13 protein-coding genes are annotated in these 13,241 nt (G+C 72.3%); 1 reads left to right on the forward strand and 12 read right to left on the reverse strand.

The window, feature by feature from the left end; all coding sequences use genetic code 11:
* Window positions 1-57: 57 nt before the first annotated feature.
* The 3 genes from ACH4MY_RS04025 to ACH4MY_RS04035 form a co-directional block, all read right to left on the reverse strand.
* A complete protein-coding gene (locus ACH4MY_RS04025; protein ID WP_397997089.1) occupies window positions 58-1,848 on the reverse strand; it encodes a hypothetical protein in 1,791 nt (596 codons plus the stop codon).
* A gap of 84 nt (window positions 1,849-1,932) precedes the next feature.
* The gene (locus ACH4MY_RS04030) at window positions 1,933-3,048 is read right to left on the reverse strand and encodes a hypothetical protein (protein WP_397997091.1); all 1,116 of its coding nucleotides are present in this window, start codon (window positions 3,046-3,048) and stop codon (window positions 1,933-1,935) included.
* A gap of 220 nt (window positions 3,049-3,268) precedes the next feature.
* Window positions 3,269-4,207: a fibronectin type III domain-containing protein gene (locus ACH4MY_RS04035; protein WP_397997094.1), complete on the reverse strand. Its 939-nt coding sequence runs from the start codon at window positions 4,205-4,207 to the stop codon at window positions 3,269-3,271.
* Window positions 4,208-4,374: 167 nt separating this feature from the next.
* On the opposite strand from ACH4MY_RS04035, the gene ACH4MY_RS04040 reads away from it, so the two are divergent.
* Window positions 4,375-5,079, forward strand: a complete 705-nt coding sequence (locus ACH4MY_RS04040) for a hypothetical protein (protein WP_397997096.1) — start codon at window positions 4,375-4,377, stop codon at window positions 5,077-5,079.
* Between the two features lie 46 nt (window positions 5,080-5,125).
* On the opposite strand, the gene ACH4MY_RS04045 is transcribed toward ACH4MY_RS04040, so the two are convergent.
* The 9 genes from ACH4MY_RS04045 to ACH4MY_RS04085 form a co-directional block, all read right to left on the reverse strand.
* A complete protein-coding gene (locus ACH4MY_RS04045) occupies window positions 5,126-5,773 on the reverse strand; it encodes an aspartate/glutamate racemase family protein (RefSeq protein WP_397997098.1) in 648 nt (215 codons plus the stop codon).
* A gap of 59 nt (window positions 5,774-5,832) precedes the next feature.
* Window positions 5,833-7,182, reverse strand: a complete 1,350-nt coding sequence (locus tag ACH4MY_RS04050) for a nucleobase:cation symporter-2 family protein (protein WP_397997411.1) — start codon at window positions 7,180-7,182, stop codon at window positions 5,833-5,835.
* Between the two features lie 409 nt (window positions 7,183-7,591).
* On the reverse strand, window positions 7,592-8,980 hold the full coding sequence (locus ACH4MY_RS04055) for an 8-oxoguanine deaminase (protein ID WP_397997101.1): 1,389 nt from the start codon (window positions 8,978-8,980) through the stop codon (window positions 7,592-7,594).
* Between the two features lie 48 nt (window positions 8,981-9,028).
* Window positions 9,029-10,435 (reverse strand): nucleobase:cation symporter-2 family protein, encoded by a 1,407-nt coding sequence (locus ACH4MY_RS04060; RefSeq protein WP_397997103.1) that lies wholly within the window; start codon window positions 10,433-10,435, stop codon window positions 9,029-9,031.
* Window positions 10,436-10,506: 71 nt separating this feature from the next.
* Window positions 10,507-11,430 carry a factor-independent urate hydroxylase gene (pucL, locus tag ACH4MY_RS04065; protein WP_397997106.1) on the reverse strand — a complete coding sequence of 308 codons (924 nt, stop codon included), beginning with the start codon at window positions 11,428-11,430 and terminating at the stop codon, window positions 10,507-10,509.
* A 5-nt stretch (window positions 11,431-11,435) separates the two neighbouring features.
* Window positions 11,436-11,825 (reverse strand): hydroxyisourate hydrolase, encoded by a 390-nt coding sequence (gene uraH / locus ACH4MY_RS04070; protein WP_397997109.1) that lies wholly within the window; start codon window positions 11,823-11,825, stop codon window positions 11,436-11,438.
* Window positions 11,822-12,346: a 2-oxo-4-hydroxy-4-carboxy-5-ureidoimidazoline decarboxylase gene (uraD, locus tag ACH4MY_RS04075; RefSeq protein WP_397997111.1), complete on the reverse strand. Its 525-nt coding sequence runs from the start codon at window positions 12,344-12,346 to the stop codon at window positions 11,822-11,824. The genes uraH and uraD overlap by 4 nt, the downstream gene beginning before the upstream one ends.
* Window positions 12,347-12,501: 155 nt before the next feature.
* A complete protein-coding gene (locus ACH4MY_RS04080; RefSeq protein WP_397997413.1) occupies window positions 12,502-12,840 on the reverse strand; it encodes a helix-turn-helix domain-containing protein in 339 nt (112 codons plus the stop codon).
* A 44-nt stretch (window positions 12,841-12,884) separates the two neighbouring features.
* Window positions 12,885-13,136 (reverse strand): hypothetical protein, encoded by a 252-nt coding sequence (locus ACH4MY_RS04085; RefSeq protein ID WP_397997416.1) that lies wholly within the window; start codon window positions 13,134-13,136, stop codon window positions 12,885-12,887.
* Between the last annotated feature and the right edge of the window lie 105 nt (window positions 13,137-13,241).

Here is a 13,241-nt window from a genome sequence, read left to right on the forward strand (position 1 = left end):
GCACCCCGGCGCGGACGGACACGCCTTCCGGCGCGGACGCACGTCCGCGCCGGGGTCTCAGTGCGGGACGAGACCGAGCGGGCCGAGCACCCGCTCCGTCTCGTGCCGGTCGGCCGCCGCCATCGCCCGGACCAGGGCGGCGGAACCGCCCGGCCAGGAGGCGGCCGCCTCGTCGAAGGCGGTACGGCGGGACTCCAGGGGCCCCTGCTTGGCGGGCAGCGCGTCGAGCAGGAACAGCGCCCTCGCCGAGATCCGTACCTGGATCAGGTCGGAGGGCTCGCCCCGCCCGCGCAGGGCCTGATGGGCATAGGCCCCGACCACCGGGTCACGAAGAGCTCCCCGCAGGGCGTCGGGCGGGGCGGCGGAGGTGTCCAGAGCGGCGAAGAGCCCACGGACGGCGGCCGCGTCGGAGGTGCCGGCGTGCACCGTGCCGAGCGCGGCGAGCAGCTGGGACCAGGCGTCGGAGCTGTCCCCGCGCGCGTGGAGCCAGTCGGTGAGCACGCACGCCGCGACGCAGGCCGGCCAGCCGCCGGCGGCGGCCACGACTTCGGGCGCGGCCCACCCCCTCGCCTCGGTGACGTCGGGAGCGGCGATCCCGCGCACCCCCAGCAGATAGCGCACGACTCCGGCGCCGCGCGGGGTGAGCCCGAAGGCGTCCCCGGCGCGGAAGACCAGGCCGGTGGCGGCGAGCCGGTCGACGACGGCGGCCAGCTCGCGGGCGGGCCCTTCGAGCCGCTCCCGGTCCGCCTCGGTCAGCTCCGCCGAGCCGACGAGCCGTACGAGCTCCGGCAGGGGCGGGGTCGTGTACGGGCCGGCCGGCGCCTCGGCCGGTACCGGTACGGGCAGGTCCTCCAGGGCCGGATCGACCGCCCAGTCCTCGTACTCGGCGGCCTTGCGGGCGACGGACTCGGCCGAACAGCCGCGCCGGTAGACCACGTACAGCAGATGCGGGGCCTCCCCGCCGTACGGCTCGAACTCCTCCTCCGTCAGCTCCTCGACGGCGGCGATGAGGACGTCCGCGTCCTCCTCGAAGGGGCCGGCCTCGACGGCGGGCGGCGGGGGGACCGGGAGGGAGACGTCCCCGTAGTGGTCGAGGTGCTCGTCGAGGAGGGCGTCGGCCAGGACGAGGTGCGGGAAGGCGTCGGGCCCGGGCGCGAAGCGCGCGTACGGCCCGGCGAGCTGTTCGGCGAGACCTGCGGCGGTCCACCGGTCCTGGAGCGCGGCGGCCACCTGCCCGATGCCGGTCGCGACGGCGTGATCGGTGAGGAGCGGCCCGGCGGCGGGCGGCTCCTCGGCGTCCCGGACGTACGCGCGGGTGAGGGCCTCGGCGAGCAGGACGTCCGCGAGGGCCGTCCGCCCCATGAGGTCGGCCCGGTGCACCCCGTCGGGCAGGGGCGCCCCGTCGAGGGCGGCGAGCCGGCGCCGTACGTCCTCGGGGTCGGCGAGGTCGGCGCCGCAGGTCCGCAGCAGCGAGGCGTACCAGCGGTGCCAGGTGAGGTTCCCGGGGTCTGTCATGGCCCGCTCGAAGTCGCCCGCGGTCTCCCTCACCGCCACGGCGACCTGCTCGCCCCGTGCCCCGTCGAAGCGCGCCGCGAGCCGCCCGACGACGGCGGGGTAGGCGGCGAGCGTTCCGGGCGGGGCGTAGACGAACGTCGGCAGGTCCTCGACCAGGAGCTGCCGGACCAGACCGGGCGTGGGCTCGGGCACCCCGCTCCCCCGATCGGCCCCTCGGAGGGCCAGCAGGCCCAGCACCGCTTCGGCGGCACGCACGTAAACGGGATCGCGGCGCTCGGGTGCTCCGTCGAGGAAGCTGTCGAGCCCGGTGTTGGTGAGAACGGTCTCGGCCACGCTTCCCAGGGTAGTTCGGCGGGGACGAATCGGGCGTACGACGCAGGCGGAGGAGCGGAATCACGGGAATCGGGAGCGGTGGACTCAGGAGCGGTCGTCTCCGGATCGGTCGTCTCCGGATCGGTCGTCTCCGGATCGGGGACGTCTCCTCAGGGCCCGGACGACTTGGGCCATGTGCTGGACGTGCCCCGTGCGCAGCCAGACCTCGGGCCCGCCGGCCCCCTCGCCACCCGTTCCGGCCGCACAGGAGACGAGCCAGCGCTCCCCGGCGCTGAACTCGGCCCCCCGGAAGCCCTCCGCGCGGACGATCTCCCGGGTCAGCGCACGGACCGCGTCCGCGTGGTCGGGCCCCCGGGTGGGCACGCGCGCGAGGAGGAAGGTGCGCTCGGTGGTGTACCGGACGACTCCCCGGGGAGAGCCGCCGCCCGTGACCACGGGCCGGTCGGCGCCGCCGGCGTGGTCGGCCCCGTAGTCGCCGTAGACGACGCGTACGTCCGGGCGGTCGGGCCCGTCGACGAGCATGTGCCAGGCGTCCCAGTCGAATCGGTGCGCCTCGGCGAGCGGCGCGCCGTAGTCCTCGGGGTACGCCGGGGGGAAGGAGCCGGCCAGCAGGACGACGGTTCGCCAGCGGTGGAGCGGGCCGAGCAGGCCCAGGGCGCGCAGCGCCCGCTTCTCCGCCGGGCAGTGCTCGTCGAGGACGGCCCCCAGATCGAGCAGCAGGTCCACGGGGCAGCGCGCGAAAGCGATCCGGTCCAGGAGAAGGCGGACCTCGTCCCCCAGCCTCTCGTCGGGCGCGGAGGTGAGGAACACCCGGACGCCGAGGCCGCTTCCGCTCGCGCGGGCGGCCTCGGCGCTGGCCGTCTGCTGCCCGGCGGCACGTTCGACTCCCGTCACCGGCCGGAGCGAGGTCCGCGCCGGCCCCTCCCGGTGGGCCGTGGCGAAGGGCCAGGCCTCGTCCTCGACATGGAAGGCGTCCACCCACGCGGGCCGGCCGCGCTGCACGGTCTCGATCCCGTGCAGCACGGCCCCCAGGTGGGCGGCGAGCGCGACGGGGTCGGGATCGAGCGGATGGAGCGGCCGCCGGCCCATCGTGCGGATCCGGCCGACCCGGGGCGGGATGCTCCACAGCGGCGTCACGCACCCGCGTACCCGGGGCGGCAGACAGTCGTACGCGTCGAGCGCGCTCCGGCGCGCGGGCAACGCGGGGACGTACAGCGGATCGGACGACGGACCGGATGACGGATCGGGTGGCGGACCTGACGAGGTGCCTGATGAGCACTCGGACGACGGCTCGGACTTCGCATCGGACATCGGCTCGAACATCGGCGCCCCCCAGCGGCCCGCTGCATCCCCTGTTCGCAGGGTGAGGGGCGATGGTGCCCGGCGAAAGGGGGCGGTTCCGGCCAATCCGACGACACCGTCAGCGCACCACCACCGTCCGGGGTGCCGAGAAGTCTCCCCAGGTGCCGTCCGGGAGTTGGGCGCGGAGGGTGACGGTGTAGCGGGTGCCCGGGGGGTCCTGGACCGGGAAGGTGTAGGTGGCGCGGCCGGGGGGTGGGGTGGTGCCCCAGATGATGGTGGTGGCGAAGCGGCCGTTGAGATGGAGTTCGTGGTGGGTCACCGGGGCTCCCGTGTCCGGTGGGGTCCAGGTGACGGTGATCTCGCCCTTGGCCGCGGTGGCGGTGAGCCGGGTGGGGGCCGTGTTCGCGGGCGCGCCGGGGGACGGGGCGGTGGTGAGGTCGGCGGGGGTGCTGTCCGGGGAGGAGTTCTCGGCGGCGTCGCGGGCGCGGACGGTGAACGCGTAGGCGGTGCCGGGGCGCAGTCCGGTGACGTGGGCGCTGGTGGCGGTGCCGGGGACGGTGTGGATGCGGGTGTCGGCCTGGTAGACGTCGTACGCGGTGACCCGGGTGTCGTCCCTGGACGCGGACCAGCGGAGGGTGACGGCGCGGCTGCCGTCGGGGGCGGCACGGAGCGCGGACGGCGTGCTGGGGGGCGTGCGGTCCTCGGCGGCGGCGCGGAGGGTGGTCGCGGTGACGGTGGCGCTCGGGGGCGAGACGTTGCCGGCGGCGTCGTGGGCGCGGACCGTGAAGCGGTGGGGTGTGGCGGGAGCGAGTCCGACGACGTCGGTCATGAGGGTGGTGGCGGGGAGGTCCTTGACCTTGCGGCCCTCGCTGTAGACCGCGTAGCCGGTGACGGCCCGGTCGTCGGTGGCCGCGCTCCACATCACATGGACGGTGCTCGCGCTGCCCGCGGTCGCGGTGACGCCGGTGGGGACGGTGGGGGCGCGGGTGTCCTTCGCCTCGGGCACGGCGGCGGCGGAGCACCCGGTGAGGGCGAGTGCGAGCACGAGGGTGGTCAACAGGCTTGCGGGGAGCGGGCGTTGTGGGGGGTGCACGGTCCGGCCTCCGTCCGTCGGAAAGGTCCAGACCTATATCCCACAGTCGGGGCGGCACCGGCAAGAGGGCGTTGTCAGTGGCATGCGCTTCACTGAGAACATCACTCTCCGTAGTCGAATCCGAGGGAATCATGACGGACCGTACGACCTATGTGACATTCGCCGGGGTACGCCGCCGCGGCTGGACCGACACGATGGTGCGGGATCTGCTCGGCACGCCCGACGTCCAGGGCCGGGACCCGCGCCGCTGGTCCCTGGTGCCCCTGCGGCTCTATCTCCTGGCCCGGGTCGAAACCGTGGAGCGGACGCCCGAGTTCGCCGAGACCTCGACGCTCGCCCCGGCCCGCTCCGCGGCCGCCGCGGCCTACGCCGTGCGGCGCCGGGCCGCCGTCCTGGCCGCGATCCGCGCGGAACCGATCGAGGTGCCCCGGCTCCCCGGGCCCGAACTGGAACGGCGGGCCGTGCGGCATCGGCGACTGCTGGGGGCCCGGAGCCCCGGGAGTTCCCCCGGCGAGGCCCGTTCGACCGCCGGGGCGCCCCCGGAGACCTCCGCCGAGGCGCCACCGAAGGCTCATGCCGAGGAACAGCCGAAGGCCGACGCCGAGCCACCCTCGAAAGCGCCCGCCGAGGTGCCCCGCGGGGCGCTCGTGCGGTGGCAGGTGAGCTATCTGCGCCATGCGCTGTCGCGGTACGAGGCGCTGCTCGACGGGCTGTACGGGGAGACGGGCCGCGGCGAGGCCGAGCGGTTGCTGCGGCGGCGGCTGTACGAGGCGATCGCCGCCGCGTACCCCTCCTTGGAGGGCGAGTGCCGTCGCCGGATCGCGGTGGAGCGGTGAGCGGGCACGCGGCCGGGGCCCTGTGCGACCCCGGCACCCGCGAGGGTCAGCCGTACAGCCTGCGGACGATCGCCCGGCAGGCCGCCGGGACCGGGGCCACGATCCTGACCGCGCACCGGGAGCGGAGCTCCTCCGCGGCCTCGCCGAGCGGGCCGCCGCCGATGACGACCGCGCGCGCCCCGTCCCGTTCCCCGCAGGCGCGGACCGCCCGCTCCAGCGCGTCGAGGAGCAACTCGGGGTGGGCGGAGAGGTGTTCGGGGGTGCCCGTGGTGAGGCGCAGGCCCGTGTACCGGTCGGTGAGGCCGAGGGCCGTCACATGGGCCGTGATGGCGTCGGCCAGGAGCGGTGTCGTGGTGGCGATGCCGAACGGGGTCCCGTCGGCGGCCGCCTCGGTGAGGGCCGCCTCGCCGAGACCCGTCACGGGCAGGCCGGTCGCCTCGCGGAGCTCCGCGAGGCCCGGGTCGCCGAAGGCACCGACGAGGAGTGCGGCGCAGTCGCCGCCGGCCGCGGCGCGGAGGCCCGCGGCGAGGACCTCGGGGACGGCGGCCCGCAGGGCGGCCGGGTCGGTGAGCATGCGCGGGCCGCTGGACACGGTCACGCCCCGGACGGCGAGGGAGCGGCCCAGGGTGCGCCGGGCGATGGCGGTCATCATCGCGGTCGTGGCGGTGGAGGTGTTGGGGTTGATCAGCACCACGGCCCCGGGCCCCGCGGTGTGCGCGGGGACCGGGGCGGGCGGTGGAACGGCGGGGCGGTTCAGTGGACGTGCGCCGCCTTGGCCGTGTGGCTGCCCGAGATCTCGTCGCCGGGCTCCATCGGTGCGGTGACCTCGTCGTCGTCCCGGCCCCCGCCGAGGTGGTTGAAGACCACGTTGAGCAGGACCGCGGCGACGCAGCCGGTCGAGATGCCGGAGTCCAGGATGATCTTCGCCGTCTCCGGGAAGGCGTGGTAGAACTCCGGCGCGGTGATCGGGATGATGCCGACGGCGAGCGACACCGCCACGATCAGCACGTTGTTGTCCTTCTCCAGGCCGGCCTTGACCAGGGTCTGGATGCCGCTGGCGGCGACCGAGCCGAAGAGGACGACACCCGCGCCGCCGAGGACCGGCCGGGGGACGACCGAGATCAGCGAGGCGGCGACCGGCGAGAGGCCCATCAGGACCAGGAAGCCGCCGCCGCAGGCGACGACGAAGCGGCTGCGGATCCGGGTCATGGCGACCAGGCCGATGTTCTGTGCGAAGGCGCTGCACATGAAGCCGTTGAAGAGCGGGCTGATCGCGGAGCCGAGGGTGTCGGCGCGCAGTCCGGCCGCGATGGTCTTCTCGTCGGCGGGCCGGTCGACGATCTCGCCGAGCGCGAGCATGTCGGCGGTCGACTCGGTCATGGAGACCAGCATGACCACGCACATGGAGATGATCGCGGCGAGGGCGAACTGCGGTCCGCCGAAGTGGAACGGCGTGGGGAAGCCGACGATGTCCGCCTCGGTCACCGGGGAGAAGTCGGTGACGCCGAACGGGATGGCGATCAGGGTGCCGATGACGAGGCCGACGAGAACGGCGATCTGCTTGAGGAAGCCGCGGGTGAAGCGGCGGAGCAGCAGGACGACGACCAGCGTGATGGCGGCGAGCGAGAGGAACGTGGTCGAACCGTAGTCCTCGGCCGCGGGGTTGGGCCCCTGGGCCCAACCGAAGGCCACCGGGAGGAGGGAGACACCTATGAGGGTGATCACGGTGCCGGTGACGACCGGCGGGAAGAACCGCACGAGGCGGGAGAACCAGGGAGCGGCGAGGAAGCCGAGCAGTCCGGCCACGATGATCGCGCCGAAGATGACGGGGAGCGCGTCGGCCTTGTCGTCGGTGGTGTCGACGATGGCGAGCATCGGCGCGACACCGGCGAAGGTGACGCCGTTGACGAACGGCAGCCGGGCGCCGATCTTCCAGACCCCGAGCGTCTGGAGGAAGGTCGCGAGGCCGGCCGTGAAGAGGCTGGCGCCGGTCAGGAAGGTGAGTTCGGTGCCGGAGAGGCCGACGGCCGCTCCGACGATCAGGGGCGGGGCGACGACGCCCGCGTACATGGCGGCCACGTGCTGGAGGCCGCTGGTGATCATCTTCAGTGGGGGCAGCTTCTCGTCGACCGGATGCGTCTCACGGTCGTCGGGGGCGGAACCTGCGTCTTGTGCATTGCGAACCTGGGGCTTGGCGGCCACGGCGGTTCCTCCGGTCGGTTACACGTCGGCGGTGACGCGGGGGTCAGGGAGGTGGTGCGATGCGGTGCGGGTGCAGGAGGTGCGGCTCGTTGCGGGGTGCTGCGGAATGCGTGCGTGCGCGGGGAGTCGCTACGCGGGGACGGGGATGCCCGGTGAGGTGCCCGGTGGGGGTGCGGGCGGACATCACCGTTCCGGGAGGTGCCGAGGTCTTCTGCCCTCGGCACCTCCCGGTCGGGCTGCCGCGGACCCCGCTCGGGTCCGCGGCGACCGACCGAGGGCCGTCCCCCTCGGTCGGACTCTGCGGGGAGGGTCAGCCCTGGGCCGCGATGCGGGCCAGACGCTGCGCCTCCGCGCGCGCGTCGCGCGCGATGGTGTCCTCGTCGACGGTGAGCAGTCGGTCGTTCTCGACGATCTGCTTGCCGTTGACGAAGGAGGCCGTGACCGGGGCCGCCGCACCGAAGACGATGGCGGTGACCGGGTCGGCGATGGTCGAGTGGCCGAGGCCGTCGATCTTCCACAGGACGAAGTCGGCGAGCTTGCCGGCTTCGAGGGAGCCGATGTTGTCGGCGCGGCCGAGGACCTGGGCGCCGCCGTAGGTGCCGAGGCGCAGGGCCTGGCGGGCGTTGAGCGCGGCCTCGCGGTGGGCGCCGAGCCGGTTGATGAGGAGCGCGTTGCGCAGCTCGGTGTGGAGCTCGCCGGACTCGTTGGAGGCGGTGCCGTCGACACCGAGACCGACGGGTACGCCCGCCTTCAGCATGTCGGGGACGCGGGCGATGCCGGCGGCCAGACGCGCGTTGGAGGAGGGGCAGTGCGCCACACCGGTCTTGGTGCGGGCGAAGGCGGCGATGTCGGAGTCGTTCATGTGGACGCAGTGCGCCATCCACACGTCCTCGCCGAGGAAGCCGGTGGACTCGAAGTAGTCCGTCGGGCCCATCCCGAAGAGCTCGTGGCAGAACTTCTCCTCCTCCACGGTCTCCGAGCCGTGGGTGTGCATGCGCACGCCCAGGCGGCGGCCGAGCGCCGCGCCCTCCCGGAGGAGTTCGGTGGAGATGGAGAAGGGCGAACAGGGGGCGACGGCGATCTGCGTCATCGCGTCGAAGGAGGCGTCGTGGTACTTCTTCACCGTCTCCTCGGTCGCGGCGAGCGCGCCCTCGGTGGTCTCGACGGCGAAGTCCGGCGGCAGGCCGCCGTCCTTCTCGCTGCGGTCCATGGAGCCGCGGGCGAGGGTGAAGCGGACGCCCATCTCGGAGGCGGCGCCGATGATGGCACCGGAGAGGTCGCCGGAGTTCACCGGGTACACGTAGTGGTGGTCCATGGCGGTGGTCACACCACCGCGGGCCATCATGGCCAGCGAACCCTGGGCGGCGGCACGCACCATCTGCTCGTCGATCCGCGCCCACGTCGGGTAGAGCGCGACCAGCCAGTCGAAGAGGTTGTGGTCGGTCGCCAGGCCCCGGGTGATCCACTGGTAGAAGTGGTGGTGGGTGTTGACGAGACCGGGCGTGACGAGGTGGCCGGTGGCGTCGATGCGCCGGACCACGTTCTCCAGGCCTTCGGGAGCCTTGCCGGCACCGATGGACTCGATCTTGTTGTCGGCGACGACGAGGTGACCGGAGGCGTACTCGGTGTCGTTCGCGTCGACGGTCGCGATCGCCGCGTTCTCGATGACGATGCGCTGGGCTGCCGCAGGTGCTGCCATGGCGGTGGTTCCTTCATTCCTCTGGGGTGGAGTGGGCACGGCAGGACCCTAGGAGGATTTGAGTGCCGGGGCCGTGTGACGGCTCCGGGTGCCGAGATGGTGGAAGAACAGATTCAGCAGGACGGCGACGAGCGCCCCCGCGCTGATGCCGGAGCCGAGCACCGTCTGGGCCCAGGCCGGGAACTCCGCGTAGAAGGTGGGAGCGGCAAGCGGGATGATGCCCGCTCCGAGCGCGACGGCCACCAGGATGATGTTGGAGCTGTCGTCGAGTCCGGCTTCCGACAGGGTGCGGATGCCGCTGACCGCGATCGAGCCGAAGAGGACGATGCCGGCGCCGCCGAGGACGGGCATCGGGACCGTCGAGACAACCGCGCCGAGGACGGGGAAGGCGCCGAGGACGAGCAGGGCGCCGCCGGCGACGGCGACCACATAGCGGGAGCGCACCCGGGTCAGCGAGACGACGCCGACGTTCTGGGCGAAGGCCGAGGTCGGGAAGCCGCCGAAGACGGGGCCGAGCAGGGTGGCGATGCCGTCGGTGCGCAGTCCGCGGGTGATGGTCCGGCCGTCGCTGCGCCGGTCGCAGATCTCGCCGAGGGCGAGCATGCCCGCGCTGGACTCGGTCATGAGGACCAGCATGACGATGCACAGGGAGAGGATCGCGGCGGGCTGGAACTCGGGGGCGCCGAAGGCGAAGGGGGCGGGCAGGGCCGCGACGGGCGCCTCGCGCAGGGCGGTGAAGTCGGCCATCCCGAAGGGGATCGCGGCGAGGGTGCCGATGAGGAGGCCGAGCAGCAGGGCGATCTGCTTGACGAAGCCCTTGCCGAAGCGCTGGAAGAGCAGGATGACGACGAGGGTGAAGCCGGCCAGTGCCAGGTACTTCATGGCGCCGAAGTCGGCGGCCGTCCGGTCGCCGCCCTGCGCCCAGCCGACGGGCACGGGCATCAGGGTGACCCCGATGAGGGTGATGACGACACCGGTGACGAGCGGCGGGAAGAAGCGCAGGAGCCTGCCGAAGAAGGGGCCGACGGCGAGGCAGAAGACTCCGGCGACCATGACAGCGCCGTAGATGGCGGGGAGTTGGTGGCCGGGGGCGCTGGTCTCGGCGATGGCGAGCATCGGGGCGATGCCCGCGGACGAGGCGGCGTTGACGAAGGGGAGCCGGTTGCCGGCGAAGCGTCGGATGCCGAGGGTCTGCAGGATGGTCGCACAGCCGGCGATGAGCAGGCTGGCCGCGATGAGGCGGGTCATTCCGGCGGCGTCCAGGCCGACGGCCTGACCGATGATGAGCGGAGGGGTGACCACGCCCGCGTACATGGCGGCGATGTGCTGGAGTGCCGCGGGGACGAGCCGCGAGGCGGGGAGCTTTTCGTCCACCGGATGGACCTGACGGGTGGTGTCCGGCGGGGTGGAACACGGGCCTTCGGCGTGTGCCGGCCCCTTTGCGGGCTGTGCCATGGGAATCCCTCCGGTCTGGCGCGGCCCCCGCCCGACTGCGGGCGGGCGGGGGCCGGTCACTCAGATGCCGCTTAGAGGTTGGTCATGTCGACCGGGATCTGCGCCGTGGCTCCGTCGCGGAGGACGGTGGCCTCGATGAGGCCGTACATGCGGTCGGCGGCGTAGTAGACCTCGTTGTCGTTCTTCAGGCCGAAGGGCTCGAGGTCGACGAGGAAGTGGTGCTTGTTCGGGAGCGAGAAGCGGACTTCGTCGATCTCCGAGCGGTGGTTGATGATGCGCGTGGCCATCTGGTACAGCGTCTGCTGGAGGGAGTACGAGTACGTCTCCGAGAAGGCCTCGAGCATGTGCTTCCGCGTCTGCTCGTAGGACCGCTCCCAGTTGGGCATCCGCTGGTCGTCGTCGGTCCAGTTGAAGCGCCAGCGGGCGGACACCTGCGTGGCCAGGATGCGGTCGTACGCCTCCTGGAGCGTCGTGTACTGGTCCTTGATGTAGCCCCAGAACTCCGAGTTGGTGGAGTTCATGACGACGAGGTCCTTGAGGCCGGAGATGACCTCCCAGCGCTCACCGTCGTAGGTGATCTGGGTGACCCGCGTCTCCTGGCCCTTGCGGGCGAAGGAGTGGTTGACCTCGTCGGCCCCGATGAACTTGGAGTTGGCCTCGGAGGACGCGATGCGCTCCCAGGAGTACTCCTCGATCCGGATGCGCGCCTGCTTGATCGGCTCCTGGCTCGTCACGAAGTGGCGGGCGAGGTGGATGCCGAACTGCTCGGCGGACTCGATGCCGTACTCCTTGGCGAACGCGAAGATGGTGTTCTTCGTCGTGTCGGTGGGGAGGCAGTGGGCGTTGGAGCCGGTGAGGTGGACGTCGTCGAGGTCGCCGGAGAGGGCGACGGAGACGTTGAGGTCCTTGATGTGGTGGGTGTCGCCGTCCCGCGTGATCTTGACGACGCGGTTCTCTGCTTTGCCGTACTGGTTCTGGCCGAGAATCGTGGGCATGTCTGCTAGCTCCCTCGGTATACGGAGTAGCCGAACGGGTTGAGCAGCAGCGGTACGTGGTAGTGCTCACCCGGGGTGACGGCGAATGTGATCGCCACCTCGGGGAAGAACGCGCCGCTGTCCCTTACGCGGGGGGCGTCCTGCTGCGCCTCGGCTTGCTTCTTGGAGAAGTACGTCTCGACCTCGAAGTCGAGCCGTACGTGGGTGGTGCCCTCCGGCAGCGCCGGCAGGTCCTTGCAACGTCCGTCCGCATCGGTGGCCGAACCGCCGAGCGCGATCCACTCCGCGTCGGAGCCGCTGCGGGCCGCGAGGGTGATGGAGACGCCCTCGGCGGGGCGGCCGATGCTGGTGTCCAGGATGTGTGTGGACACCGAGGCCGTGGTGTCGGTGCTCATGCGGAGCTCTCTTCCTCGGAGGTCTCTACGAGACAGGTCAGCCGGATGCGGTTGATCTTGCCCAGTTCGGTGCGGACGATCTCCCGCTCCTCCTCGGACGAGTTGCCGATCCGCTGCCGGAGCGCGTCGCGCATCTGCTCGCCGGTGAGGCCGGTGGCGCAGATGAGGAAGACGTGTCCGAACGTGTCCTGGTAGGCCAGGTTGAGTTCGAGCATCTCGGTCTTGAGCTCCGCCGAGGCGCCGGCCATCCCGCTCTGTTCGCGGGAGGAGGTCGGGTCCCCGGCCTTCGGACGACCGATCGGCGGGTGCCCCGCCATCGCTTCGGCAAGGTCCTCGGCGGTCAGCTCGGCCATGGCGGCGTCGCTGGCGAGGAAGAGAGCGTCGGCGGTGGTGTACGGGCGCTGGGCGAGGATCTTGCTCCCCCACGCCGAACTGGAACACACCTCGTGGAGCGCGGCGAGGGCCTCGCTGTCCGCCGAGGTGTTGAACCGGGTGAGGCCCGGTGTCGTACCTGAAGTCACGGGAAGCCTCCGTGGCTGTTTTTCGCTGTGCGTCGGACGGGCTGCGGATAGCTAACGCCCTCCGCAACATCACGTCAACACTTTGTTGAAAACTCGGCCACGCAAAAGCCGTCGTCCCGACATCCGGACGACGGCTCGCGGCCACACATGATCAACTAGTCGCCCTTGGCGGCCTTTTCCCTGTTCAGGGCGGTCTCCCTGTTCAGGTAGTTGTAGACGGTGAAGCGGCTGACACCCAGTGCACCCGCGACCGTCTCCACTCCATGGCGCACCGAGAAGGCCCCCCGGGCCTCCAGCAGCCGGACGGCCTCCTGCTTGGCCTTGCGGTCCAGCTCGGCCAGCGGCATCCCGTGCCGCCGCTCCATCGCGGCCAGGATGTGATCGAGGGATTCGGACAGCTGGGGCAGCCGCACGGCGAGCACGTCCTCGCCCTCCCAGGCCAGGACGACATCGTCGGCCTCCGCCTGCGCGGGGACGAGCAGCTCGGCGCCCATGGCGTCGACCAGGGGCTTCACCGCGGCGACCAGAGGGTGCTCACTCACTTCAGGTCCTCCCCGATCACGTTCACCTGGAGCGAGACGCGGGTGGCCCCGGCCGCGAGCGACCTGCGCAGCAGCGCGTCGACGGCGGTGAGCACCTCGTCGGCGCCGCCTTCCGCCGTATTGCCGAAGGGGCCGACATCGACCGCGTCCAGCTCGGCCGACTGGATGACCTCACGGGCCACGACCGCGTGCGCCGGCGCCTCGTCGAGGTCGAACGGCTCGGTCGTGAACTCCACTCTCAAACGCACCATGGCCCCACGCTACGGCCCCGCTCCCGCCTGCGGGAGCCCCGGACCTGCGGGGACCTCTTGACAAGCACCTCACCCTCCTTGCAACATTCCGTCAGACAGAAA

Origin of the sequence: Streptomyces sp. NPDC017246 (assembly GCF_044331325.1) — a bacterium.
GTDB lineage: Bacteria > Actinomycetota > Actinomycetes > Streptomycetales > Streptomycetaceae > Streptomyces.